General features: G+C 74.0%; 23 protein-coding genes and 1 riboswitch. Of the genes, 13 read left to right on the forward strand and 10 right to left on the reverse strand.

The features are described from left to right. The first annotated feature begins 51 nt into the window (after window positions 1-51). The 7 genes from ACZ4XJ_RS35330 (at window position 52) to ACZ4XJ_RS35360 (ending at window position 6,102) form a co-directional block, all read left to right on the forward strand. Window positions 52-1,035, forward strand: coding sequence for an asparagine synthetase A (locus tag ACZ4XJ_RS35330; RefSeq protein ID WP_468498629.1), 984 nt, complete (start codon window positions 52-54; stop codon window positions 1,033-1,035). Next, a complete protein-coding gene (locus tag ACZ4XJ_RS35335; protein ID WP_468498630.1) occupies window positions 1,032-2,345 on the forward strand; it encodes a glutamate synthase-related protein in 1,314 nt (437 codons plus the stop codon). Before ACZ4XJ_RS35330 ends, ACZ4XJ_RS35335 begins: the two co-directional genes overlap by 4 nt. Next, window positions 2,342-2,647, forward strand: a complete 306-nt coding sequence (locus tag ACZ4XJ_RS35340; RefSeq protein WP_362878419.1) for a hypothetical protein — start codon at window positions 2,342-2,344, stop codon at window positions 2,645-2,647. The genes ACZ4XJ_RS35335 and ACZ4XJ_RS35340 overlap by 4 nt, the downstream gene beginning before the upstream one ends. A gap of 135 nt (window positions 2,648-2,782) precedes the next feature. Next, entirely contained in the window at window positions 2,783-4,054 is a 1,272-nt protein-coding gene (locus tag ACZ4XJ_RS35345) for an MFS transporter (protein WP_383994002.1), read from the forward strand. Window positions 4,055-4,064: 10 nt separating this feature from the next. Beyond that, the gene (locus ACZ4XJ_RS35350; RefSeq protein WP_468498631.1) at window positions 4,065-4,778 is read left to right on the forward strand and encodes a 4'-phosphopantetheinyl transferase family protein; all 714 of its coding nucleotides are present in this window, start codon (window positions 4,065-4,067) and stop codon (window positions 4,776-4,778) included. A 118-nt stretch (window positions 4,779-4,896) separates the two neighbouring features. Next, window positions 4,897-5,547, forward strand: coding sequence for an alpha/beta hydrolase family protein (locus ACZ4XJ_RS35355; protein ID WP_362878425.1), 651 nt, complete (start codon window positions 4,897-4,899; stop codon window positions 5,545-5,547). 258 nt (window positions 5,548-5,805) lie between these two features. Continuing rightward, entirely contained in the window at window positions 5,806-6,102 is a 297-nt protein-coding gene (locus ACZ4XJ_RS35360) for a hypothetical protein (RefSeq protein ID WP_468498632.1), read from the forward strand. Here ACZ4XJ_RS35360 and ACZ4XJ_RS35365 read toward each other — a convergent pair. Next, the gene (locus ACZ4XJ_RS35365; RefSeq protein WP_468498633.1) at window positions 6,092-6,265 is read right to left on the reverse strand and encodes a hypothetical protein; all 174 of its coding nucleotides are present in this window, start codon (window positions 6,263-6,265) and stop codon (window positions 6,092-6,094) included. The two genes, ACZ4XJ_RS35360 and ACZ4XJ_RS35365, sit on opposite strands and share 11 nt — an antisense overlap. 199 nt (window positions 6,266-6,464) lie before the next feature. Here ACZ4XJ_RS35365 and ACZ4XJ_RS35370 point away from each other — a divergent pair, with 199 nt between their 5' ends. Further along, window positions 6,465-7,400: a trypsin-like serine peptidase gene (locus ACZ4XJ_RS35370; protein ID WP_468498634.1), complete on the forward strand. Its 936-nt coding sequence runs from the start codon at window positions 6,465-6,467 to the stop codon at window positions 7,398-7,400. Window positions 7,401-7,465: 65 nt separating this feature from the next. On the opposite strand, the gene ACZ4XJ_RS35375 is transcribed toward ACZ4XJ_RS35370, so the two are convergent. From ACZ4XJ_RS35375 to ACZ4XJ_RS35390, 4 genes are all read right to left on the reverse strand, one after another. Continuing rightward, window positions 7,466-7,654, reverse strand: coding sequence for a hypothetical protein (locus ACZ4XJ_RS35375; protein ID WP_468498635.1), 189 nt, complete (start codon window positions 7,652-7,654; stop codon window positions 7,466-7,468). A 19-nt stretch (window positions 7,655-7,673) separates the two neighbouring features. Then, complete coding sequence (locus ACZ4XJ_RS35380; protein WP_468498636.1) at window positions 7,674-8,894, reverse strand: RNA-guided endonuclease InsQ/TnpB family protein; 1,221 nt, start codon at window positions 8,892-8,894, stop codon at window positions 7,674-7,676. 31 nt (window positions 8,895-8,925) lie between these two features. Further along, window positions 8,926-9,105, reverse strand: a complete 180-nt coding sequence (locus tag ACZ4XJ_RS35385) for an FAD-binding protein (protein WP_468498637.1) — start codon at window positions 9,103-9,105, stop codon at window positions 8,926-8,928. A 203-nt stretch (window positions 9,106-9,308) separates the two neighbouring features. Next, window positions 9,309-10,277, reverse strand: coding sequence for a transcriptional regulator (locus tag ACZ4XJ_RS35390; protein ID WP_362878431.1), 969 nt, complete (start codon window positions 10,275-10,277; stop codon window positions 9,309-9,311). Window positions 10,278-10,474: 197 nt separating this feature from the next. Between ACZ4XJ_RS35390 and ACZ4XJ_RS35395 the strand changes: the two genes are divergently transcribed. From ACZ4XJ_RS35395 to ACZ4XJ_RS35410, 4 genes are read left to right on the forward strand one after another with little or no spacing between them, the layout of a single operon-like run. Continuing rightward, window positions 10,475-11,692, forward strand: coding sequence for an MFS transporter (locus ACZ4XJ_RS35395; RefSeq protein WP_468498638.1), 1,218 nt, complete (start codon window positions 10,475-10,477; stop codon window positions 11,690-11,692). After that, window positions 11,689-13,017 (forward strand): precorrin-6y C5,15-methyltransferase (decarboxylating) subunit CbiE, encoded by a 1,329-nt coding sequence (cbiE, locus tag ACZ4XJ_RS35400; protein WP_468498639.1) that lies wholly within the window; start codon window positions 11,689-11,691, stop codon window positions 13,015-13,017. Before ACZ4XJ_RS35395 ends, cbiE begins: the two co-directional genes overlap by 4 nt. Next, the gene (gene cobM, locus ACZ4XJ_RS35405) at window positions 13,014-13,763 is read left to right on the forward strand and encodes a precorrin-4 C(11)-methyltransferase (RefSeq protein WP_468498640.1); all 750 of its coding nucleotides are present in this window, start codon (window positions 13,014-13,016) and stop codon (window positions 13,761-13,763) included. Before cbiE ends, cobM begins: the two co-directional genes overlap by 4 nt. Continuing rightward, window positions 13,753-14,559, forward strand: coding sequence for a cobalt-precorrin-6A reductase (locus tag ACZ4XJ_RS35410; RefSeq protein WP_362878437.1), 807 nt, complete (start codon window positions 13,753-13,755; stop codon window positions 14,557-14,559). Before cobM ends, ACZ4XJ_RS35410 begins: the two co-directional genes overlap by 11 nt. A gap of 61 nt (window positions 14,560-14,620) precedes the next feature. Here the strand turns inward: ACZ4XJ_RS35410 and ACZ4XJ_RS35415 are convergent, their stop codons facing one another. Genes ACZ4XJ_RS35415 through cobG form a run of 3 tightly spaced genes read right to left on the reverse strand, consistent with a single transcriptional unit; the run spans window position 14,621 to window position 18,140 of the window. Further along, window positions 14,621-16,120, reverse strand: coding sequence for a precorrin-2 C(20)-methyltransferase (locus tag ACZ4XJ_RS35415; RefSeq protein ID WP_468498641.1), 1,500 nt, complete (start codon window positions 16,118-16,120; stop codon window positions 14,621-14,623). Then, window positions 16,117-16,764 (reverse strand): precorrin-8X methylmutase, encoded by a 648-nt coding sequence (locus tag ACZ4XJ_RS35420; protein ID WP_362878441.1) that lies wholly within the window; start codon window positions 16,762-16,764, stop codon window positions 16,117-16,119. The genes ACZ4XJ_RS35415 and ACZ4XJ_RS35420 overlap by 4 nt, the downstream gene beginning before the upstream one ends. Window positions 16,765-16,802: 38 nt before the next feature. Next, entirely contained in the window at window positions 16,803-18,140 is a 1,338-nt protein-coding gene (gene cobG, locus ACZ4XJ_RS35425) for a precorrin-3B synthase (protein ID WP_468498642.1), read from the reverse strand. A gap of 197 nt (window positions 18,141-18,337) precedes the next feature. Further along, a riboswitch (cobalamin riboswitch) is annotated at window positions 18,338-18,464 on the forward strand. A 40-nt stretch (window positions 18,465-18,504) separates the two neighbouring features. On the opposite strand from cobG, the gene cobN reads away from it, so the two are divergent. Further along, a complete protein-coding gene (gene cobN / locus ACZ4XJ_RS35430) occupies window positions 18,505-22,122 on the forward strand; it encodes a cobaltochelatase subunit CobN (protein WP_468498643.1) in 3,618 nt (1,205 codons plus the stop codon). 92 nt (window positions 22,123-22,214) lie between these two features. Here the strand turns inward: cobN and ACZ4XJ_RS35435 are convergent, their stop codons facing one another. Then, the gene (locus tag ACZ4XJ_RS35435; protein WP_468498655.1) at window positions 22,215-22,985 is read right to left on the reverse strand and encodes an alpha-ketoglutarate-dependent dioxygenase AlkB family protein; all 771 of its coding nucleotides are present in this window, start codon (window positions 22,983-22,985) and stop codon (window positions 22,215-22,217) included. Window positions 22,986-23,022: 37 nt separating this feature from the next. Then, a complete protein-coding gene (locus ACZ4XJ_RS35440) occupies window positions 23,023-24,252 on the reverse strand; it encodes a hypothetical protein (RefSeq protein ID WP_468498644.1) in 1,230 nt (409 codons plus the stop codon). Window positions 24,253-24,293: the final 41 nt, after the last annotated feature.

The raw sequence follows: 24,293 nt of genomic DNA on the forward strand, positions 1-24,293 counted from the left end.
ACCTTCCCGTCCACGGACGGACCCATGACCCAAAGATCGACAGGAGTCGACATGGAGCTTCGAACCCCTCCCCCGCTCGGTGAGCACCTGCGTTCGCCGCGCCTGCGCTCCGCGATGCTCGTGCAACAGGAAGCCCTGTACGCGGCGCGGGAGTTCCTGCGCGGCGAGGACTTCGTGGAGCTGCTGCCGCCGCTGATCGGTCCGGTGACGGATCCGGGCGGGCGCGGCGCGAAGGCCCTGGACGTGGACTACTACGGGCAGCCGTACAAGTTGATGACGAGCGCGATCCTCTACAAGCAGGCTTCGCTGAAGGGCTTTCCGCGGCTGTTCTACATCGCCCCGAACGTCCGGGTGGAGCCCCCGGAGACGGCGTCCACCGGCCGGCACCTGGTGGAGTTCCACCAGATCGACGTGGAGCTGGCGGGCGGGACCCGGCGCGACGTCCAGGAGCTCGCGGCCGGACTGCTGACGCACGTGGTGCGGCACGTGTGGACGGCGGTACCGCAGGTGCTCCGCGAACTGGGCCGGGACGAGCTGGAGTTCGCGGAGCTGCGGCAGGGCAAGTTCGACTCGCTGACGCACGCGGAGGCGGTGGCGCGGCTGCTGGCCGGGGGCCACGCCCAGAGCCCGGACGCGGAGATCGACTGGGCGGGCGAACGGATCCTCTCCCTGGAGGCCGACCGGCCGTTCTTCGTCAACGACTATCCGAAGGGATCGCGCGGGTTCTACGACCGCGAGGACCGGGAACGGCCGGGTGTGCTGCGGAACTTCGATCTGATCGCGCACGGCGGGTTCGGCGAGCTGGTCAGCGGCAGCGAGCGGGAGAACGACTACGCGACGATCGTCACCCGGATGCGGGAGAGCGGCGAGAACCCGGCCAAGTACGCCTGGTACCTGGAGCTGGCCCGCGAGGGCTTCGAAGCCAGTGCCGGCTTCGGGATGGGTCTCCAGCGCCTCGTGCGGTACCTGACCGGTCTGGACGCGCTCTGGCAGGTCAGCGCCTACCCGAAGCTGCCGGGGGTGATCGCCCCGTGAGCGGCGCCCTGGAAGCGGCCGGGTTCCCGGCGGACGCCGTACGGGCCCGGGCCCGGGCGGGAACGGCCGAGGTGTTCCCCGCCGCGGACGGCTACGGGACCCGCCTGTTCGGCGCCGCCCCCGAACCGACAGGCCTGGACGGCTCCGGCGGGCCGCAGCCGTCCGGCGTCGAGATCGGCGGCGACTGGCTGGACTCGCTGCGCCTCGCCCCGCCGGTGTTCATGCCCAGGCGGCTGGAGAAGCTGATCGACCTGGGCCGGGAGCCCTCGTACGAGGACGTGGACCTGCGCACCCCGGTGGGCGGCTTCGCCTCGCAACTGCCGCTCTACCTGTCGGCGTTCGGCTCCACCCGGGCCGGCAGCGGTGACCTCGGCGTGGCCGCCGCCCGGCAGGCCGCACGACTCGGCATCCCGATGGTCATCGGCGAGAACATGGTGCCGGTGCACGGCTACGGCAGCCGGTCGGCGTTGCTGGAACGGGTCGCGGCGTACGCGGAGCACCTCGCGGACGGGGTCGGTGGGGTGGTGGTGCAGCAGTCCACCGAGGACGCCGACTCCGAGGTGTGGAACCTGCTCTACAGCGATCCGGGATCCCGCCCGCTGCGGGACTCCGGGCGGCTCGGCTTCGAGCTGAAGACCGGCCAGGGCGCGAAGCCCGGGCTCGGCGGGATGACGGTGGTCGGCGCGGCCGAGGCCGAGCGGCTGGCCGGCCGGTTCACCGTTCGGGACCTGCTGGGCGAACCCGCCGGACGCCGGCTGCGGTCCGCGACCCCGGGAACCTTCACCGAGGAGATCCTGCGCCAGCAGCTGCGGTTCATGCGGAACAACTTCCCGCTGGCCCGGACCTGGGTGAAGTTCCACCCGGGCCGCGACGTCGCCCGGGCCGCCGCGACGGCGTGGACGGCGGGCGCCGACGCGGTCACCGTCGACGGCGCCGAGGGCGGCACCGGCTGGGCGCCGCGGGTGTTCCTCGACCGGGTCGGCCTGCCCCTCGGGGAATGCCTGCGCCGGATCGAACGCCCGCCCGGGGCAGCCCTGTTGGCCTCGGGTCGGATGTGGGAGGGCGGTCGCGCCGTGCGGGCCCTGGCCTTGGGCGCGACGGCGGTGGGGCTCGGCCGGGCGGCCCTGCTCGCGGTGGACGAGGACCCCGACGAGGGGCTGGTCCGGCTGGTGAAGGCGCTCGCCCTGGAGGCGCGGTTGCTGATCAGCGCCGTCGGGCAGTACCGGCCCGCCGACCTGACCCCCGAGGACCTGTGGTCGCCCGGCGACCCCGCGCCGGTGGCCGCGCTCCCGGTCGGCGGGCCGGTGTGAGCGGCCGCCCGCCGGGGGCCCCGGCCGGCGGCGCGGCCCACGTCGTGGCGCCGGGTCGCCGGGGCGGGCTCGTACGGGCCCGGTTCCGGCTCGGCGACCTGCCCGGGGTCACCGTCCGCCCCGGGCCAGCCGGGCGGGTGGCGGGCCCCGCCGCCCGCCGCGCCCTCACCGAAGCCGGGCTCGGCCACCTCGGCGGACACCTGGAGCTCCGTACGCGCGGGCCCGCGCCCCGGGCCGCCGACCTGGCCCGGGCCGGCCGCCGGGCCGTGACCCGAGCCCTGGAGACCCGGCCCCGACCTTGATCGCACGCCCCCGCCGCACCCCGTACCGCGGGCGCCGGACCTGACCGGCCGCCGAACGACCCGCGGTGCACGAACCCCCGACCCCTGAGGGGCCCGCGAGCCCCTCCCCCGAACGCCTCCCAGAGAAGGTGCTCCATGGACACCCCCGTACCGCAGCCCGTCCGGCCCCCCGACCACGAGCGGGTGCAGTGGGGCCGCGTCAGTTCCCTCGTCGGCGGCCAGGCCGCCGTGCAACTCGGCAGCTTCGCCCTGCTGATCGCCATGAACTGGACGGCGGTCGAGCTCGGCGGCACCCGCGCCGTGACGTTGCTGATGCTCGCCGCGACCGTGCCGCGCGCCCTCATGCTCATCTTCGGCGGGGCCGTCGCCGACACCCTCGGCCCCCGCTTCGTCCTGCTGCGCACCACGGCGGCCCGGGTGGCGCTGCTCGCCGTCGGCGCGGTGGTCACGGCCACCACCCAGGAGCTGTGGCCGCTGGTGGTGATCGCCCTGATCGAGGGGATCCTGTTGGGGCTGGCGGGTCCGGCGTCGGGTGTCCTGCTGCCCATGTTCGCCCGGGGCGACCAGCTCGCCCGCGCCAACTCCCTGTACGCGATGGTGCTGCGGGTGGCGCCCATCCTCGGCGCCCCCGCCGGCGCGTTCCTGATCACCGTCGGCGAACTGTGGGTGGCGATGCTGGTCGGCGCGGTGACCGGCGCCGTCTGGCTCGGCTGCCTGCTCCACGTCACCCACGGGTTCGTCCGCCCGAAGCCGGAACCGGGGGTCTCCCTGGTCAAGCGGTCCGGGGACGGGTTCCGGCTGCTGGCCCGGCACCCGCGGCTGCGGTGGATGTTCGTCGCCGCCCTCTGCCTGGACCTGGCGTTCAGCTGGCCCGCCGAGGTGGCGCTGCCCCTGCTGGTCTCCGAGCGCGGCTGGGGCGTGAGCGCGGTCGGCATCGTCCTCGCGGCGTTCAGCGTGGGCGCCCTGGGCTCCAGCGCGGTCGGCGCGGCCCTCGCGCACCGCATCCCCATGTTCGTACGGCTCGTGGTGACCGGCGTCGGCCTGGCCGCCGGGATCCTCGTGATGGCGCTGATGCCCTCGGTGCTCTCGCTGACGGCCGTCGCGGCCGGGGTCGGCCTGCTGTCGGGGCTCAACGGCCCGGCCATCGTCACCCTGTACCAGCAGTCCGCGCCGGAGGACCGGATGGGCGCCGCGATGTCCACCCTGTCCCTCGCCGGGATCGGCACCGCCCCGATCTCCATCGCCGTCTTCAGCTCGCTGTCGCTGGTCATCGGGGTCCAGACGACCTGGCTGGTGTGCGGTGCGATCGCCTTCGTCTCGCCGGTCGCCGCCGTCCTGGCCCTGCGCCACCCGGTGCACGCCGAGGAGCCGGCCGCGGAGCGGGCGCCCGTCGCGGCCTCGGTGTGAGGGGCACGCGATGGCCCTCGCGACCACCGACGACCGACTCCTGGTTCCGCGTACGCTGACCGATCCCGGTCCCGCCCGGGCGGTGGTGGTGCCGGCGAGTCCGCAGCTGTGGCTCGTGGACACCAGCGCCTACAGGGCGCACGCCGCCCGGCACGCGCCGGGCACGCTGGACGCCCAGGAGCTCGCGCGGGCGGCCGAGTTCGCGCGGGCCGCCGACCGGGACGGCTACGTCTGCGCGCACGTGGCGCTGCGCCGGCTGCTCGGCGCCTACCTGGGCCTGGCCCCGCGCGAGGTGACCGTCGAGCGGGCGCCGTGCTCGCACTGCGACGAGCCGCACGGCCGGCCCGTCCTGCCGGGCGGGGCCCTGCACTTCTCCCTGTCGCACTGCACCGGGCTCAGCCTGTTGGCCTTCGCGGACGCGCCGGTCGGCGTGGACGTGGAGGAACTGGTCGCCCCGGGCGTCATCGCGGACACCGCCGACGTCCTGCACCCGAGGGAGGCGGCGGAACTCGCCGCACTACCGGCCGCGGAACGGTCGGCGGCCTTCACCCGGGTGTGGACCCGCAAGGAGGCCTACCTCAAGGGGCTGGGCGTGGGACTGTCGGAGAATCCGGCGGCGGACTACGTGGGCGCGGGCCACCACCCGGCCCAGCCCCCGGGATGGTCCCTGACGGACGTCCGCGTCCCGGAGGGCCACCGGGCAGCGGTCGCCCTCCTCCGATGACCGGCGACGGGGGGGCGGCTCCCGGGAGCCGCGATCCGCTGCGCGTAGCCTGGCCGGAGCCGAGCACGGAGTGACCCGCGGGCCGGCTTCGGGAACGGCCCCATGGTGAAGGAGCGAGATGCGAGCACTGACGCTTGGTCCCACGAAGCATGAGCGCGTCGTGCTCTTCGCCACGGGAGCGGGCGGCGATCCGGAGCGTTACCGCCCCCTACTGGAGGACCTGGCAGCCGATGGCTGCCAGGTCATCGCGCCGCACTTCGAGCGCTTTGCCGCTCGGGAGCCGACCACCGCCGAGCTGCTCGCGCGCCCGGCCGGGTTGATCGAGGCGCTCCACCGGTGGGCATCCGATGACGCGGACGTTGTCGTGGTCGGCCATTCGATCGGTGGTTGGGCCGGCCTCTGTCTCGCCGGTGCGACGCCCCGGGGGCGGGACGGCAGACCGCTGGATGTCCCGCGCGAGCCACGCGTCGGCCGTCTCGTCCTGTACGCGCCCGCTGCCGGCTGGTTCGCCGCTCCGGACGCCTTGGACGGGGTGACGGCGCCGATGCTCGTCTTCGCGGGGGAGACGGACACCATCACGCCCGTCGAGCAGGCCGTCCGCTTGAAGGGTGCGCCGACCCGGGTCGACCTTCGCGTCGTGCCGGGCGCCGGTCACTTCAGTTTCATGCACGCGCCTCCTCCGGGCACGGTCGAGAACGAGGGTTTCGACCAGGCCCGGTTCCTCACCGACCTCGCGCAAGCGACCCGGGAGTTCGCCCTCGCGCCCTGAGGTGACGTGACCCGCCGGCACCGACGCTGCGCGGACGGCGCGGAGTTGCCGGGCGGTGTGGGTGGCGGGGCCGACCGGGCTTGACCCGCCGCGCCCGACCCGAAGCCTGAACCGGCCGACCTCCTGGTCGCCAGGGACGGTCGACGAGCCGAGTTTCGTAGGCAAACCGTTGTCGGCACATCGTTGCCCGGCCGGCCCGTCACCCGCATCCTGACGGTTCGGCACGCTCACCATGCGAAGAATGAAGGTTGCCCGCTCATGCAGCAGACCCCCGACCTCGAAAAGAACTCGCTCGGCAAGCCGGATCCGTGGGCCAAGTTCCGGGGACTCGCCTGGTGGCAGTTGGTCCTCTCGATCGCACCGATCATCCTGTTGCCGATCGGCGGGGCGATAGGCGGGGTCATCGGGGCGGCGGGCCTCTTCGCGAACCTCTCCCTCGCCCGCAAGCCGTTCGGGACGCCGGCCAAGCTCCTGGCGATGCTGGGCGCGGTACTCGCCTCCTACCTGGCGTACCTCCTCGTCGCGGGTCTCGTCCACAGCCTGTTCAAGGACTGACCCTCCGGCCGGGAATCCTGATCCCGACGCCCGTGGAGCCGGCGAACGGCAGGCCGTCCGTGCCCTGCGGGGCGGCGGCTCCCGCCGGGGCCGTGCCCAGGACCAGGCCCAGGGCCGCGAGTGCGGCCACCGCGGTGCCCGCCATCCGATTCCGTATGCTCATGCCGTCGACTCCCTCGGTTACCGGCGCGTAAGTCGCCTGGAGGTTATGGGAGTTCAGTGACAGGCGGAAGGACGGCGGATGGCGGGCCGAGGACGGCGAGGCCGGCTGTGAGGGCGGACACGTTCCGGTCCGGGAACCCCTGCCGCCTTTGCGCCCGTCGAACAGGACGTTGGACGATCGACGAGGGCGGGAGCACCTGATGCCGGGCTGGACGAGGGGGCGGACCGTACGGGTCCTCCTGCCGGCCGTCGCTTGCTGCGCCCTGGTGGCCGGCGGCTTCGCCCACCGGGCGGAACTGGCCGCGCTGTTCGGGCCCGTCGCGCGGGGCGACGCCGCGCGCGGAAGCTACGCACAGGATCCCGGGCTCGCGGATCGGGCCGGCGCCGACGTACGGGCGACCCTGCGCGAGGGCGTCGCGGCAGGCGCCCGTCCGCTCGCCGCGACCGGACAAGACCCGGCCGCCGGGTGGCGGCCCTCCGACCCATTGGAGGCCCGGCCCGTGCCCACCGATCCCGCGATCGGGGCCCTGTTCTCGCCCGGCTCGGACTGGGACGGCGACCACCACTGCTCCGGGAGCGTGCTCCACTCCCCGACCGGCGACCTCGTCGTCACCGCCGCGCACTGCGTGTACCAGGGCGGCTTCCGCACCAACCTCGCCTTCGTCCCCGGCTACCGTGACGGGGTCGCCCCGTACGGCGTCTGGGTGCCCACCCGCATCGAGGTCAACCCCCGCTGGGTCCGCTCGGCCGACCCGGACCACGACGTGGCCTTCCTGCGGGTGCGCCGGGCCGGTGAGCCCGGGGCCGCACTGGAGGAGGTCACCGGGGCGCTGTCGCCCGGCTTCGGGCCCGAACTGCCCGCGCCGGCGCGGCTGGTGGGCTACCCGAACGACGGCGAGGCGCCGCTGGGTTGCGCCAACACGGCCGTCGCCGCCGGACCGACGCAGCTGCGGCTGGACTGCGCTGACGTACCCAACGGCACCAGTGGCGGCCCGCTCGTGACCGGGGACCGGACCCTGATCGGGGTGATCGGCGGCCGCGACGGGGGCGGGGACGAGGAAACCTCGTACAGCAGCCATCTCGGCGCGGACGCCCGTGCCCTGTACGAGCGCGCGACCACGGCCCAGGCCGGCTGACCGACGGGCGGCCGTGGGGCGCACCGGCCGCGGGCGTCCCCCGTCACACCCGGCCGGCCATGGCCCTACGGGCCCGATGGCGGCGGATGGTGGGGCGGGTAGGCGGGGGTGGTCGGCAGGCGCCACTTCGACAGGACCCGCAGCATCGTCGCCGGTCCGAGCAGGGCGTTGGGCGGGGTGGACAGCGACAGCACCCCGAAGAAGCGGGACGAGAGCGCCGGGTCGGCATTGGCGCCGACCATGACGCGGGACATTTGGCTTCCGCTCCCCTCCCTAACGGGATGGGATTCCTACCACGGTCGCATGACCGCCTCGGTGGGTTCCTGCTTCTTCGCGCTGTGCCGGAACAAGTTCCGGTCCTACCCGCGCTCGACAGGCTGACACTGCCAGTCCGGCAGCCTTGGCGACGTTGACCGCCGCATTGATGTCCCGGTCCAGCCACGCACCGCACGCCCGGCACTGCCAGATACGGATGTGCAGCGGCTTGGGGCCATCCTTGACGCCGCACTGCGAGCAGACCTGCGAGGTCGGCTCGAAGCGGCCGATCCGTACGAGGATCCGCCCGTACCGGGCGGCCTTGTACTCCAGCATCGTCACGAACGCCGACCATCCGGCGTCGTGAATCGACTTGGCCATGCGCGTCCGGGCGAGTCCCCTGACCGCCAGGTCTTCCACTGCGACCGCTTGGTTCTCGCGGATCAGCTTGGTGGAGAGCCGGTGGTGGAACTCGCGCCGAGCGTCGGCCACCCGTGCGTGCGCGCGGGCGACCTTGATACGGGCCTTGGCCCGGTTGTGGGAACCCTTGGCCTTGCGGGACAGACGGCGCTGTTCCCGCTTCAGTTTCTTCTCGGCCCGGCGCAGAAAACGCGGGGATTCGATCCTCGTGCCATCCGAGAGGATCGCGAAGTGCGTGAGACCCAGGTCGATACCCACCTCGGGCCTCACCTCCGGCAGCGTCTCATCCCCGCTGGTCTCGACCACGAACGAACAGAAGTACCGTCCGGCCGCATCCTTGACCACGGTCACCGTCGACGGAACCGACGGCAGGGCGCGGGACCATTTCACCCGCACATCGCCGATCTTCGGCAAGGACAGGTCACCGCCGGTCGTGATCCTCCACCGGGCGTTCGCGGTGAACCGTACGGCCTGCCGATTGTCCTTACGGGACTTGAACCGGGGCGCGCCCATGCGAGGGCGCTTGCCCTTGAGGCCGTCGAAGAAGTTCCGGTAGGCGGTATCCAGGTCCCGAAGGGACTGCTGGAGCACGACGGCGGACACCTCGCCGAGCCAGCCCCGTTCGTCGGTCCTCTTCGCCTCGGTGATCAGCAGCTTCGACAGGTCCCCCGTCCTCGGGAACGGCGCACCTTCCATACGGGCGGTCTCACGAGCACGGAGCGCATCGTTGTAGACCACCCGCGAGCACCCGAACGCCCTGGCAAGCGCCGAGCGCTGCGGACCGTTCGGGTACATCCGGAAGGAATACCTGAGCTGCATGACGATCAGCGTACTCAGCTGGTTTATGACCTCATATCAGAACATTCGTACTGGTCGGCACTGCACTTTCGCCCTCCACGCCCTCGACCACGGTCACGCGGGCGAACCGCTCCGCGAGCACCCGCGCCGCCAACAGCCCGGCGAGACCGGCCCCGAGGACCACGGCGTGGTCGTCCCGGGCTTCTGGGTGGTTGTCCGGAGTGTCGTCCATACCCCTGATTGTCGGGCGGCCCGCCCGGCCCGGTCAGGCCCCGACCCGGGGCGCCCGGAGGCGTCCGGGGGGCGCCAGGGGGCGCTCACCGGCGGACGCCCGCCCCACCGGATCCCGCGCCCGGACCCCCGTCCCACACCGACGGCCCCGGCCGAGCCGCCGTACGGATCCACCCGGGCGGGGACCGCAGCCCCTGACCGCGGTCAGGCCGGGCCCGGGGTCGACGCCGCGACGAGGACGTCGCCCGCCGCGACCCGGCTGTACAGGACCGTGCGGCCGGTGCGCCGGCGCAGTACCAGGCCTGCCGCGAGGAGGACCTTCAGCTGCCCGGCGACCGCGCCCAGGCTGTACCCGGTCAACGCCACCAGCTGCGTCGTGGACTTCGGGCTCTCCAGCAGGACCAGCACCTTCGCCCGGACCGGCCCCAGCAGCCGGACCAGGGCCTGCGGGGCCGGCCGCGCGGCGCCCTGGGTGAGCTGGCCCGCGCACGGGTAGACCAGCGCGTGCCGACGGGTCCCGGTCCAGCTCACCCACCCGTGTCCCGGCGTCACGGGGACGAAGACCAGCCCGGCGTCCCCCGACAGTTCGCGCGGCCGCCGCTGCTGGAGGTTGATCCGCAGCCGCCCCTCGCCCAACCAGGCCATGTCCGGCCGCATCCCGGACAGGGCCTCGGCCAGACCGCCCCGACCCAGGTGCCGGGTACGGACCAGGACGTCCGCCTCCGCGACCCGGCGGCGGCGCTCCCAGTCCGGGCGCACGGCCTCCGCCCACACCCACTCCAGCAGCTCCGCCGTCCTCGGGCCCAGTCCCCGGGCCCGGACGAGCGCGTCGGGGAGTCCGGACGCGGCGCGCAGGTCCGTACGCACCACCGCGTCCGGGGTCGCGCGTACGGAGGCCAGCTCCTCCTCGAACGGGCGCCCGTCGGGCGGCGGCGTGAGGTACCCCGCGATCCACCGTCGGCCGAAGGCGGCCCGTACCAGCTCGGCGGTCAGGGGTTCGGCGGCCAGCCGGGCCCGGTAGTGCGGGAACCGGTCCTCCAGCCAGGCCCGCTCGGCGGGGTGCGTCGCGGTCCGCCGGTGCAACGCCATCAGCGCGGCCGTGGTCTCCGCGAGCGCGGACACCACGAACCGGCTCCGCGCCAGCGCGTCCGTGTCGATCCGCCACCACCCCATGCGCCCCGCCTCCCGCTCCCCCGCCCGTCCACCACCGACCGGGCCAGTGTCCCCCGCCGCACGCGACCCACCCGCCCCGGGCGCCCGGCGACCCACCGCCCCGCGGTCACGGCGACCCACCGCCCCGCGGCGCCGCCACCTTTCGCGCCCACGCGAAACATTGGGGCCGCCCGCCCGCCCGTACCGAGACTCCCCGCATGCCCCGCTCCTACCGCTCGCTCGCCCGTGTCCCCGAGTTCACGCCCTTCTTCGCCGCCGCCGCGCTCCGCACCGGCGCGGCCACCGTCGGCGGGCTCGCCCTCGGCGTCCTCGTCCACGACCGCACCGGCAGCCCGTTCCTCGCCGCCCTCGCCATGTTCGGCCCCTCCCTCGCCCAGGTGCTCGGCGCGACCCTGCTGCTGTCCGCCGCCGACCGATTGCCCCCGCGCGCCGCCCTCGCCTCCCTGGCCGTGCTCGCCGCCGCCGGCACCGCCGTGCTCGCCCTCCCCGGCCTGTCCGGGTGGGCGGTGTGCGCGGTACTCCTTGGCCAGGGCCTCGCCGACTCCCTCGCGGGCGGGGTCCGGTACGGGCTGCTCACCGAGATCCTGCCCGCCGACGACTACCTCGCCGGCCGGTCCCTGCTCGCCGTCTGCGCCGGCGTGACGCAGATCGCCGGATTCGCCCTCGGCGGGCTGCTGCTCGCCGTGCTCTCCCCGAGCGGGGCCCTGCTGGTGGCCGCCGGGCTGGGGTCGGCCGCGGCGGTCACCGTCCGCCTCGGCCTGAGCCGTCGCCCCGCCCGGGCCGGCGGGCGCCCGTCCGTCCGCGAGACCTGGCGGGTCAACGTCCTGCTCCTCTCCGACCCGGCACGCCGCCGGCTCTACCTGGCCCTGTGGGTGCCCAACGGGCTGATCGTCGGCTGCGAATCCCTGTTCGTCCCCTACGACCCCGCACATGCCGGGCTGCTGTTCGGCTGCGCCGCCGCCGGCATGCTCGCCGGGGACACCGTCGCCGGGCGGTGGTTGCCCGCCCACCTGCGGATCCGGCTCGCGGCCCCGCTCCGGCTGCTGCTCGCCGCGCCCTACCCGGTGTTCCTGCTGGAGCCCGGACCACTGGTCGCCGCGACCGCCGTCACCGTCGCCTCCGTCGGATACTCGGCCGGGCTGCTCATGCAGGAACGCCTCCTCCCGCTGCTCCCCGAAGGGACCCGGGGCCAGGCGCTCGGGTTGCACTCGGCCGGAATGCTGACGATGCAGGGCGTGTGCGCGGCGCTCGCCGGAGCCGTCGCCCAGTACACCTCGCCGGCCGTCGCGATCACCTCCCTGGCCTGCGCCTCGATGGCGGTCACCCTGGCACTGGAGCCCGGGCTCCACCCCAGTAAGCTGCGGGTCCGTCCCCCGCACGCTCCTTCTCCCGTTGCCCGAGGTACCGCGCAGTGAGCTCCCCCGCACCCCCCTCCCCGGTGACGGTCGTCGGCCTCGGCGCCGACGGCTGGGCCGGGCTCGCCGCCGCCGCGCGGTCCGCGCTGTCCTCGGCCGAGGTACTGATCGGCGGGCCGCGCCAACTGGACCTGCTGCCCGCCGACGCCTGCGCCGGCCTGCGCGTCGCCTGGCCGAGCCCGCTGCGGCCGGCCGTGCCGAAGCTGACCGCCGAACACGCGGGCCGCCGGATCGCCGTACTGGCCAGCGGGGACCCCATGTTCTACGGGATCGGTCGCGCGCTCAGTGAGGAACTGGGCCCGCAGCGGCTGCTGGTCCACCCCCACCCGTCCTCCGTGTCGTACGCGTGCGCCCGCCTGGGCTGGCCCGTCGAGGACACCGAGGTCGTCACCGTCGTCGGCCGTCCCGTGGCCCGGCTCACGGCCGCCCTCCACGAGGGCCGGCGGGTGCTCGTACTGAGCGCGGGCGCCGCCTCCCCCGGCGAGATCGCCGCGCTGCTGCGCGCGCGGGGCTTCGGGCCCAGCCGGATGCGGGTGCTGGAACAGCTCGGTTCCGAACGGGAGGACCTCCGCGAGGGGACCGCCGAGCAGTGGGAGCACCCGCCCGGTGACGCCCTCAACGTGGTTGCCGTGGACTGCCGGCGCGACCCCGCGCACCCGGCCCCGCGCCTCGGCGCGACCCCGGGCCTGCCGGACGCGGCGTACGAGCACGACGGCCAGCTCACCAAGCGGCACGTGCGCGCCGCGACCCTGTGCGCGCTGGCGCCGGCCCCCGGCGAGCTGCTGTGGGACATCGGCGGCGGCTCCGGCTCCATCGGCATCGAGTGGATGCGTACGCACCCGTCCTGCCGGGCGGTGGCGGTGGAGCGCGTACCGGAGCGGGCCGCCCGCATCACCCGCAACGCGGACGCCCTCGGCGTCCCGGGGCTGCGCGTGGTCACCGGCGCGGCGCCCGACGCGCTGGCCGCACTGCCCGTCCCCGACGCGGTGTTCATCGGCGGCGGGCTGACCGCCCCGGGCCTGCTCGACGCGGCGTGGGAGGCGCTGGCCCCCGGCGGCCGGCTCGTGGTCAACACGGTCACCCTGGAATCGGAGGCGGTCCTCACCGACCGCTACCGCCGGCACGGCGGTGACCTGGTGAAACTGGCCGTCGCGCACGCCGTGCCGGTCGGTGGTTTCACGGGCTGGCGCCAGGCGATGGCGGTCACCCAGTGGTCGGTGACGAAGCCCGCCGCGAGGGCGACGGACCCGGCGAACGAGACGCACGACGCGGACGACGCGAGCTGCGCGATCCGCACGAACGAGGCAGAGGCGGAACGGACATGACCGTGTACTTCATCGGGGCGGGCCCCGGCGCCGCCGACCTGATCACCGTGCGCGGTGCCCGACGGCTGGCCGTCTCGCCCGTGTGCCTGTACGCGGGCAGTCTCGTACCGCGCGAGCTGCTCGCCGAATGCCCGGCGGACGCCCGGCTGGTGGACACCTCGCGGTTGAACCTGGACGAGATCGTCGCCGAGTTCGTACGGGCCCACGCGGCCGGTCAGGACGTGGCCCGGCTGCACTCGGGCGACCCGTCCGTGTTCAGCGCGGTCGCCGAGCAGATGCGCCGCCTCGACGCGGCGGGCATCCCCTACGAGGTCGTGCCCGGCGTACCCGCCTTCGCGGCGGCCGCGGCGGCGCTGAAGCGGGAGCTGACGGTGCCCACCGTCGGCCAGACCGTGATCCTGACCCGGATCGCCCAGCAGGCCACGCCGATGCCCCCCGGCGAGGACCTGGCCACGCTGGGCCGCAGCGGCGCGCTGTTGGTGCTGCACCTGGCCACCCGGTACGCGGACCGCGTCGTCGAGGAACTGCTGCCGCACTACGGGGCGGACTGCCCGGCGGCGGTCGTCGCCATGGCCAGCCGCCCCGACGAACTGGTCCTGCGCGGAACCCTCGCCGACATCGCCGGCCAGGTGAAGGAGGCGGGCCTGGTGCGCACCGCGGTGATCCTGGTGGGCCGCACGCTGGGCGCCGAGCAGTTCCGCGACAGCCACCTGTACTCCGCCGAGCGCGACCGGCATGCCTGCTGAACCGGGCCCCGCCGGCGGCGTGCCCGCCCGGGTGTCGCTCGGGCACGTGCTGCTGCTGGGCGGTACGACGGAGGCCCGCCGCCTCGCGGAGGCGCTGGCGGGGCAGGGCGCGTACCGGGTGACGACCTCGCTGGCGGGCCGGGTCGCCGCGCCCGTGCTGCCGCCGGGCGAGGTCCGCGTCGGTGGTTTCGGCGGGCCCACCGGTCTGGCCGAGTGGATCGCCGCCCACGGTGTGACGCACCTGGTCGACGCCACGCATCCGTTCGCGGAGCGGATGAGCTTCAACGCGGCCGCGGCGGCGCAGAGTTCGGGAGTACCGCTGCTCGCGCTGCGCCGCCCGGGGTGGACTCCGGAGCCCGGCGACGACTGGACCTTCACGGACTCCCTCGCCGAGGCCGCCGCCGCCCTGCCGTCGCTGGGCCGGCGGGCCTTCCTGACCACCGGCCGCACCGGCCTGCACGCGTTCGCGGGGCTCACCGACACCTGGTTCCTGGTGCGTTCGGTGGATCCGCCGGCCGGAGCGGTACCGCCCAGGCTGGAAGTGCTCTTGGCGCGGGGCCCGTTCGGCCTCGACGCGGAGCGGGAGCTGTTGGCCCGGCACGGCATCGACGTGTTGGTGACGAAGGACAGCGGTGGTTCGGCGACCGCCCCGAAGCTGACGGCCGCCCGCGAGGCGGGCCTCCCGGTCCTCGTCGTACGCCGCCCTCCGGTCCCGGCCGGGGTCGCCGAGACCGGGTCGCCGGAAGCGGTGGTGCGCTGGCTGGAGACCGGTGAAGGGCGGGACGGGTCGGCCTGACGCCGTCCGTCCCGCCCTCACCGCTCACCGCCCGCCACGGTCCGTCAACTGCCGGGCCGGCTCAGGGATAGCGGCGCGGCGTCCAGGTGACCCTCGATCCGTCGGGCCGTTCGGTGACCCGGGTCTGCGAAGAGCCGATCAGCAGGATGGTGCGCATGTCGACCTCGGCGGGCTCCAGTTCGGCCAGCGTGACGATCCGCACCGACTGCTCCGGGCCGCCCACGTCCCGGGCGACGACCACCGGGGTCTGCGGCGGCCGCAGCTCCAGCAGCAGCTCCCGGGCCTGCGCCACCTGCCAGGTGCGGGTGCGGGAGCCCGGGTTGTACAGGGCGAGCACCAGGTCGGCGGCGGCCGCGGCGCGCAGCCGCTCCGCGATGACCTCCCACGGCTTGAGCCGGTCGGACAGCGAGATGGTCGCGTAGTCGTGACCGAGGGGGGCTCCGGCCGCGGCGGCCGCCGCGTTGGCGGCGGTCACCCCCGGCAGGACCCGTACGGGCACCTCCGCGTACTCGGGCTGCGCTGCCACTTCCAGGACGGCGGTGGCCATGGCGAAGACGCCCGGGTCCCCGCCGGAGACGACGGCGACCCGCTTGCCGCGCCGGGCGAGGTCGAGGGCGAACTCGGCCCGCTCGGACTCCACCTTGTTGTCGGAACCGTGCCTGACCTGGCCCGGCTTGGCGGGGATCCTGTCGAGGTAGGTCGTGTACCCGACGAGCACCTCGGCGTCGGCCAGCGCCCGCCGGGTCTCGGCGGTGATCCACAGCGGCCCGGCCGGGCCGGTGCCGACGACGGCGACCTCGCCGGGGCCGGACGGCACGCTGCCCGGGTTGCCGATCCGGCTGGGCACGACGGCGACGGCGAAGTACGGCACCGACTCCGGGTCCGTGTCCGCCAGCAGGCCGGTGCGTTCGCCCTCCATGGTGGCGCGCTCCACGTAGCGGGCCTCGGCGAGCCGGCCACTGTTCTCCATGGCCCGCCGGACCGTGGGGAAGGTCCGGCCGAGCTTCATCACGACGGCCGAGTCGGTGGCGGCGAGCCGGGCCGTCAGCTCCTCCTCCGACAGGGTGCCGGGCAGGATGGTCAGTACTTCCTCGCCCTCGACGAGGGGGGTGCCGAGCCGGGCGGCGGCGGCGCTCACCGAGGTGACCCCGGGGATCACCTCGGCCTCGTACCGGTCGGCGAGACGCTTGTGCATGTGCATGTAGGAGCCGTAGAAGAGCGGGTCGCCCTCCGCGAGCACCGCGACGGTGCGGCCGGCGTCCAGGTGCGCGGCGAGGCGGGCGGCGGAGGCCTCGTAGAACTCCTCCATCGCGCCCTGGTAGCCGCCGGGGTGGTCGGTGGTCTCGGTGGTGACCGGGTAGACCAGCGGTTCCTCGACGTGGTCGTCGCGCAGGTGCTTCGCGGCGATCGAGCGGGCGATCGAGCGGCCGTGGCGGGCGCTGTGGTAGGCCACCACGTCGGCCTGGGCGATCACTTCGACGGCGCGCAGGGTCATGAGGGACGGGTCGCCGGGGCCGAGCCCGACGCCGTAGAGGCGTCCCTTGGTCGGTGCGGTGCTCATTCGGCCACGCTCGCGATGGCGTTGACGGCGGCGGCCGCGATGGCGCTGCCACCGCGTCGGCCCCGCACGATCAGGTGGTCGAGGCCCGAGGGGTGCGCGGCGAGGGCGTCCTTGGACTCGGCGGCGCCGATGAAACCGACGGGCACGCCGATGACGGCGGCCGGGCGCGGAGCGCCCTCCTCGATCATCTCCAGCAGCCGGAACAGGGCGGTCGGCGCGTTGCCGACGGCGATCACGGAGCCCTCCAACAGGCCCCGGTCGCGCCAGACTTCGAGGGCGGCGGCGCTGCGCGTCGTGCCCATCCTCGCGGCGAGTTCCGGTACGGCCGGGTCGGAGAGGGTGCAGATCACCTCGTTGTCGGCGGGCAGCCGCTTACGGGTGACCCCGCTGGCGACCATCTGGACGTCGCAGAGGATCGGCGCGCCGGCCTCCAGGGCGGCGCGGGCCCGCAGCACGACCTCGGGGGTCCAGCCGAGGTCCTGGGGGAGGTCGGTCATGCCGCAGGCGTGAATCATGCGCACCGCGACCTGGGCGACCGAGGCGGGCAGCCCGGAGAGGTCCGCCTCGGCGCGGATCGTGGCAAAGGACTGGCGGTAGATGGCCGCGCCGTCCTTCTCGTACTCGAACACGGTGTACTCGCTCATTTCTTCACTGTCTTCACTGCGGCGGTGAGGGGCTGTTGTCATGACTGTTGCTGCTGCTGTTGCTGCCGTGTACCGCTGTCGCCGTCGCCGGGCCTGCTGTCGCGCGCGGCCTTGAGTGCGGCCGCCAGGCCGTGGCGAGGGACCGGTACGGGGTCCCGTCCGTGCACGGAGAGCGCGTACGCGTCGGCGGTCGCGACGAGGTCCACCCAGGCGGCGCCGCGCGGGTGCCCGCACCGGCGCTCGCAGCCGGACCAGTGCACGGGCAGCGCTCCGGCCGACCCGGCCACGACCGCGCGCGCGTCGGCCCGTACGTCGGCCAGGGATTTGGCGCAACCGGGCCGCCCGGTACAGGCGGTGACGGACTGCCAGGGATCGTCGGCGGCGACGACCAGGCCGGCCGCCTCGATCAGGGCGGCGCCGCCGCCGAGCCCGGTGGTGCTCACCGACGGCAGCACGACGGTCCGCCAAGGAGTGACGCGCAGGCCGCCGTCCCCCTGGGAGGCGACCTGTACGAGCACCTCCCACTGGCCGGCGTCGAACCGACCCAGGGGCGGCAGCACGCACAAGGGGGTCGACTCCCCCGCGCCGCTGCCCCAGGGGCGGGGCGGCGGCGCGTACGGCAGGCGCACCTCGGGCACGGGGCGGGCCTCGATGCCGGCGACGGCCAAACGCCGACCCAACTCGCTCTCGTCCAGCCCGAGTTGCGCGGGCAACTCGGCCACCCGCCAGGCTCGGGTACCGGCGGAGGCGGCCGCGTCCAGGAAGTACTCGGCGGCCAGCAGCGCCGCCCGGGGAGCGTCGCCGGCGGCGACGTCGAGGGCGCCGTCCGCCGCGCCGAGACGGATCAGCGCCCGGCCCGCGGGCAGGGCGAGGGCGGTCACGTCGGGGTCGAGGGTGGCGACGTCCCCGCGGCCGTCGTCGAGGGCGAACAGGAACCGCCCGGACAGGGCGGCCGCGCGGGTGCTCGCGCACAGCAGCCGGTCCAGTTCCCCGACCCACGGCGTGACGTCGGGCCGCCCGTCGTCGAAGAGCCCGGACACCGGGGTGGCCACGATGTTGCGCACGCGTTCGTGGGTGGGCGCGGGCAGCAGGCCGGCCGCCGTCAGCAGCTCGGCGAGTCCCGCGCCGCAGGTCTCCGTCAGGCCCCGGAGCTGGACGTTGCCGCGCGAGGTGAGTTCCAGGTTCCCGTCCCCGAACCGGTCGGCGGCGAGCCCGAGCGCGGCGGCCTGCTCGACCGTGAGCAGCCCGCCGGGGATCCGGACGCGCGCCAGCAGCCCGTCGTCCGCCGCGTGCAGACGCAGCGCGCCGGGGCAGGCGTCACCGCGGTCCCGTATGACGGGTTCGTCCCGCGATGCGACGGAAGGGGACTGGGGCATGGCCGCGAGCATACCCACGATTGCCCACCCCCGACCTGTGTCCGTCACCACCCCCACCCCCCGGACCAGCCACGACCCGCACCCGGACCAACCCGCCCGCCCCACCCGCGCCCCCGCCCCCGGACCCCCGGCGGAGCAACACGTCACCCCCGCTGCCGGCCAGGGACCCGGCCGCCTAGGATGACCTTCCGACGGACCGTTCGGCCCGTCGTCGCCGAGGACGGCGACATGGGAGGAAGCCCGGTGCGAATCCGGCGCGGTCCCGCCACTGTGAACCCCGCGGAGCGATCGGCGGGGTGAGTCAGGAACTCCCGCTGTCCTCACTGCCCGGGGCGCGGAAACCCCGAGGAAGGCCTGCCGCCGCATGATCCTGTTGCTGTCGACGTCCGACACCGATCTGCTGAGCGCCCGCGCGGCGAACGCGGCGGACGCCCCGGTCCCGTACCGGTTCGCGAACCCCTCCCGCCTCCCCCTGGACGACCTCCCCGGGCTCCTCGAAGGCGTCGACCTGGTCGTCGTACGCCTCCTCGGCGGCCTGCGCGCCTGGCAGGAGGGCCTCGACCTGCTCCTGGCTCCCGACCAGACCCGTCCGGTGGTCGTGCTCACCGGCGAACAGGCCCCGGACGCACAGCTGATGGAGGCGTCCACCGTCCCCATCGGCATCGCCGCCGAGGCGCACGGCTACCTCGCGCACGGCGGACCGGCCAACCTGGACCAGCTCGCCCGCTTCCTCTCGGACACGGTCCTGCTGACGGGTCACGGCTTCGAGCCGCCCGCCGCCTCCGCGACCTGGGGCCCCCTGGAGCGCACCCCGGGCCGCACCACCGGCCCGCTCGTCGCCGTGCTGTACTACCGCGCGCACCAGATGAGCGGCAACACCGCCTTCGTGCACGCCCTGTGCGAGGCCGTCGAGGCCCACGACGCGCAGGTGCTGCCGCTGTACGTGTCCTCCCTGCGCACCCCCGAACCGGAGCTGATCGCCGCTCTGCGGTCGGCGGACGCGGTCGTCACGACGGTGCTCGCGGCCGGCGGCACCCGCCCCGCGACCGCCTCCGCCGGCGGCGACGACGAGTCCTGGGACGCGGGCGCCCTCGCCTCGCTCGGCGTACCGATCCTGCAGGCCCTGTGCCTGACCGGCTCCCGCGGCACCTGGGAGGAGAACGACGAGGGGCTGTCCCCGTTGGACGCCGCGACGCAGGTCGCCGTCCCGGAGTTCGACGGCCGGCTGATCACCGTCCCGTTCTCCTTCAAGGAGATCGACGAGGACGGCCTGCCCGCCTACGTCGCCGATCCCGAGCGCGCCGCCCGCGTCGCCGGGATCGCCGTGCGCCACGCCCGGCTGCGGCACATCGACCGGCGCGACAAGAAGGTCGCCCTGGTCCTCTCCGCGTACCCCACCAAGCACTCCCGCATCGGCAACGCGGTCGGCCTGGACACCCCGGCCAGCGCCGTGGAGCTGCTGCGCACCCTGATCGCCGGCGGCTACGACTTCGGTCCCGCCGACGGGATCCCGGGCCTGGTCTCCGGCGACGGCGACGAGCTGATCCGTGCGTTGATCGAGGCGGGCGGCCACGACCAGGACTGGCTGACCGAGGAGCAGTTGGCCCGCAACCCGGTCCGCATCCCGGCCGCCGACTACCGGCGCTGGTTCGCGCAGCTGCCTGCGGAGCTGCGCGAGAGCGTGGAGCGGCACTGGGGCGAGGCCCCCGGCAGCATGTTCGTCGACCACTCGGCGAACCCGGAGGGCGACATCGTCCTGGCGGCGCTGCGCCGCGGGAACCTGCTGATCCTGATCCAGCCGCCGCGCGGCTTCGGCGAGAACCCGATCGCGATCTACCACGACCCGGACCTGCCGCCGTCGCACCACTACCTGGCCGCGTACCGCTGGATCCAGGCCCGGGAGCAGGACGGCGGCTTCGGCGCCGACGCGATGATCCACCTGGGCAAGCACGGCAACCTGGAGTGGCTGCCGGGCAAGAACGCGGGCCTGTCCGCGTCCTGCGCGCCCGATGCCGCGCTCGGTGACCTGCCGCTCATCTACCCGTTCCTGGTGAACGACCCGGGCGAGGGCACGCAGGCCAAGCGCCGCGTGCACGCCACCCTGGTCGACCACCTGGTGCCGCCGATGGCGCGCGCGGAGTCGTACGGCGACATCGCCCGGCTGGAACAGCACCTGGACGAGTACGCGCAGATCTCGGCGATGGACCCGTCGAAGCTGCCGGCGATCCGGGCGCAGATCTGGACCCTGATCCAGGCGGCGAAGCTGGACCACGACCTGGGGCTGGAGGAGCGTCCGGACGACGACGGCTTCGACGACTTCCTGCTGCACGTCGACGGCTGGTTGTGCGAGGTCAAGGACGCCCAGATCCGCGACGGGCTGCACGTGCTGGGCGGCGCGCCGACCGGTACGGCCCGGGTGAACCTGGTCCTGGCGATCCTGCGCGCCCGCCAGATCTGGGGCGGGACCACGGCCCTGCCGGGTCTGCGCGAGGCGCTGGGCCTGGACGAGTCCGCGGCGACGCGGACCTCGGCCGACGCCGTCGAGGAGCAGGCCCGCGCGCTGGTGCAGGCGATGGAGGACGCGGACTGGTCGCTCGACGCGGTCGCCGGCGTGACGGCGGGCCACTCCGCGGACGTGGCGGCCGTACTGGACTTCGCCGCGCGCGAGGTCGTGCCGCGCCTGGCCGGCACGACGGACGAGATCGCCCACGTGGTGTCCGCGCTGGACGGCGCCTTCGTCCCGGCCGGCCCCTCGGGCTCGCCGCTGCGCGGCTTGGTCAACGTCCTGCCGACGGGCCGCAACTTCTACTCGGTGGACCCGAAGGCCGTCCCCTCGCGCCTGGCGTGGGAGACGGGTCAGGCGCTCGCGGAGTCGCTGCTGACCCGCTACCGCACGGACAACGGCGAGTGGCCGGCCTCGGTCGGCCTGTCCCTGTGGGGCACCAGCGCGATGCGGACGGCCGGCGACGACATCGCCGAGGCCCTGTCGCTGCTGGGCGTGCGGCCGGTGTGGGACGAGGCCTCGCGCCGCGTCACCGGCATCGAGGCGATCCCGCTCGCCGAGCTGGGCCGCCCCCGCATCGACGTGACACTGCGCATCTCGGGCTTCTTCCGCGACGCGTTCCCCCACGTCATCGGTCTCCTGGACGACGCGGTGCGGCTGGCGGCCTCGCTGGAGGAGCCCGCCGAGTCGAACTTCGTACGCGCCCACGCCCAGGCCGACCTGGCCGAGCACGGTGACGAGCGCCGCGCGACGACCCGCATCTTCGGCTCCCGCCCGGGCACCTACGGCGCGGGCATCCTCCAGCTGATCGACTCCCGCGACTGGCGCACGGACGCCGACCTCGCGGAGGTCTACACGGTGTGGGGCGGGTACGCGTACGGCCGCGGCCTCGAAGGACGCCCGGCCCGGGACGAGATGGAGACCGCGTACAAGCGGATCACCGTCGCGGCGAAGAACACGGACACCCGCGAGCACGACATCGCGGACTCCGACGACTACTTCCAGTACCACGGTGGCATGGTGGCCACCGTCCGCGCGCTGCGCGGCACGGCCCCGGAGGCGTACATCGGCGACTCCACCCGCCCGGAAACGGTCAAGACCCGCACCCTGGTCGAGGAGACCTCCCGCGTCTTCCGCGCCCGCGTCGTCAACCCCAAGTGGATCGAGGCGATGCGCCGCCACGGCTACAAGGGTGCCTTCGAGCTGGCGGCGACGGTCGACTACCTCTTCGGCTACGACGCCACGACCGGCGTGGTCGCCGACTGGATGTACGACAAGCTGACGGAGACGTACGTCCTGGACCCGACGAACCGCGCCTTCCTGGAGGAAGCCAACCCCTGGGCCCTGCACGGCATCGCCGAGCGCCTGCTGGAAGCGGAGTCCCGCGGCATGTGGGAGAAGCCGGACCCGCAGATCCTGGAATCCCTGCGCCAGGTCTACCTGGACACCGAGGGCAACCTGGAGGGCGAGGCGGAGTAACCACCGCCGCTGCGGCGGCACGCGGGTCTTCGGCCCGCATGCCGCCGATCCCCGCGGACGGTGCGTCTCCCCCGCCGGGCCGGGGCGCGAGGTCAGACCGGCGGCATCAGGTCGCTGTCACTGACGGTGTACGCCAGCAGGGGGTAGGTGAAGTCCGACGCGTCGTTCTCCCGGCGCCGCAGCCGGTAGAACTCGCGCCGCTGCTCGTCGTCGGCCGACAGGAGCCGCTCGCCCTGCGGGAGGTACGCCTGTCCGTCGCGGTACCGGACGAAGGTCTTCGACGTTCTGAAGGTCACACCCAACCATCGGTTGTCCGCCGTCCCGACGGGCGCGTCCCAGACGATCCGGTGCTTGAGCATCCGGTTCGAGGCGACGGAAAACGCGACGACGCCGTGGTGGGTGAGGGGGATCTCGACCTTCTCACCACCGGCTTCCTTCGATTCGAAGATCAGCTTCCTCGGCGTGCCCGCTTCGGGATGTTCGTAGCAGGAGAAGACGGCGATGAACGAATCGTCGGACAGATCGAGGGCCTGGTCGCAATGGCCGCCCATGGTCCTGTAGGCGTTCGTGTAGAGCTCGATGAGGGCGTTGTTGAAGCCGACCGGCAGCGCCGCACGTTCTTGGATCCTTCGTGCCAGCCGTTCGTGCACCGCCCGGAAGCGCTGCGCCGGATCGCCGTACCGCGTGGTGGTACGCACGAGAGGCACGTCGCCCGCGTCGTCGATCCGGGTGAGCACGGCGGCTCGCCGGCCCTTCCCCACGTCCTCCCAACGAGCCGACTCGGACAGCTCCGCGAAGAGGTTCTCCTCGGTCGAGGAGGACGACAGGGGCGCCAGGGACGCCAGGGACGCCAGGGACGCCAGGGACGCCAGGGACGACACGAGGATCTCGTCCGAGATCCTAGATCCGAGGGGCAACGTAGTCCCCCGCGTTCATGCTGAAGAGCAATTCCTCGCCGTAGTCGATGACGGACGAGGTCCTGTTCTCCTCGGCGTACAGCCCGCGCAGCTGCTCCATGCCGGCCGCCGTGGCCGGCCCCAGCTCCACCAGCTCCCCATCCGCCTTGAGGAACGTGCGGCCGCTCCTGTGAACGGCTTCGGCGCTCGAACAGCGCACCACGTATCCCAGACGGGTCGGGAGCAGGTCGGCGTCCAACGACGAGGGCCGGATCTCGTGCGTGTACAGGCGGTTGGTGGACAGCGGCATGAGGAAGACGGAGCCGGGGTGGAGGGTGAGGGTGAACCGCGGGGGCAGCGCGGCCCCGTCGCGTTCTTCGACCGGCTCCTTCAGACGGAAGTGGAGCCTGGTCAGCCCGCTGGCGCCCTTCACACCGTAATCGAAGGGGTCTTCGGCCAGGGGCCGCAGCTCGTCGATCCGATCGTAGAAGGTGCAGAACGCCATGATGCCGTTGACGGGCATGTCCTTGGTCTTGTCGGCATGGGCCGAGATCCTGGCCTTGGCCTGCTTGCGCCCGGCCGTGGCAGCGCTGTTGCGGTAGACCTGGGCGAGGACGTGGTTCAGCGGTGCCTGGTCCCGGAAGACGGCGGCGGCCTCGCGGTTCAGGTCCGCGACGATGTCCGTGTCGGTCGGGCGAAAGTTCTCGGTCGGCCCCGAGAGGTTCGTGGAGCAGCGCAGCAGGCGGAAATGCAGTGCGTCGTCCTCTCGCGTGACGGGCGTCAGGTAGATGCCGCTGCGATGCGCCGTTCCGGGCTTGGTGGACTCCGTCAGGGACTGGAACGCGTGCTCCGCGCGGATCCGCCCGAAGTGGTCGGCCTCCGGTGCGAAGAAGCGGCGGTAGTACACGCCGACGCCGTGCACACGGAGGGGAACCCGACCGAGGTCGACGAGGGCCCACGGCCGGTCGACGTCCTCGCGGTAACCCTGCGACAACTCCCGGATGACGAACACCCGGGCGGCCGAGCGTAGTTGGCGGCCATCCATCGCGGATATGTCGCCACACAGGTAGACAGTCCTCCGCGCGAGGTCGACCGAACCGGAAGCAAGTTCCTCCGGCGTGATCACGGACCCGAGGAAATCCCCGACGACGTCCTTGTCCCGCACCCCCGAAGGCGCCACCAGGATGTTGCCCGCCTCGTCGACGCGGGCTTCGGTCAGCTCTGTTGTGCGCAAGAGACGGCACCTGCCAGTAAGAACCGGGGACATCAAAACCG

It is taken from the genome of Streptomyces sp. NPDC029836 (genome assembly GCF_055574495.1).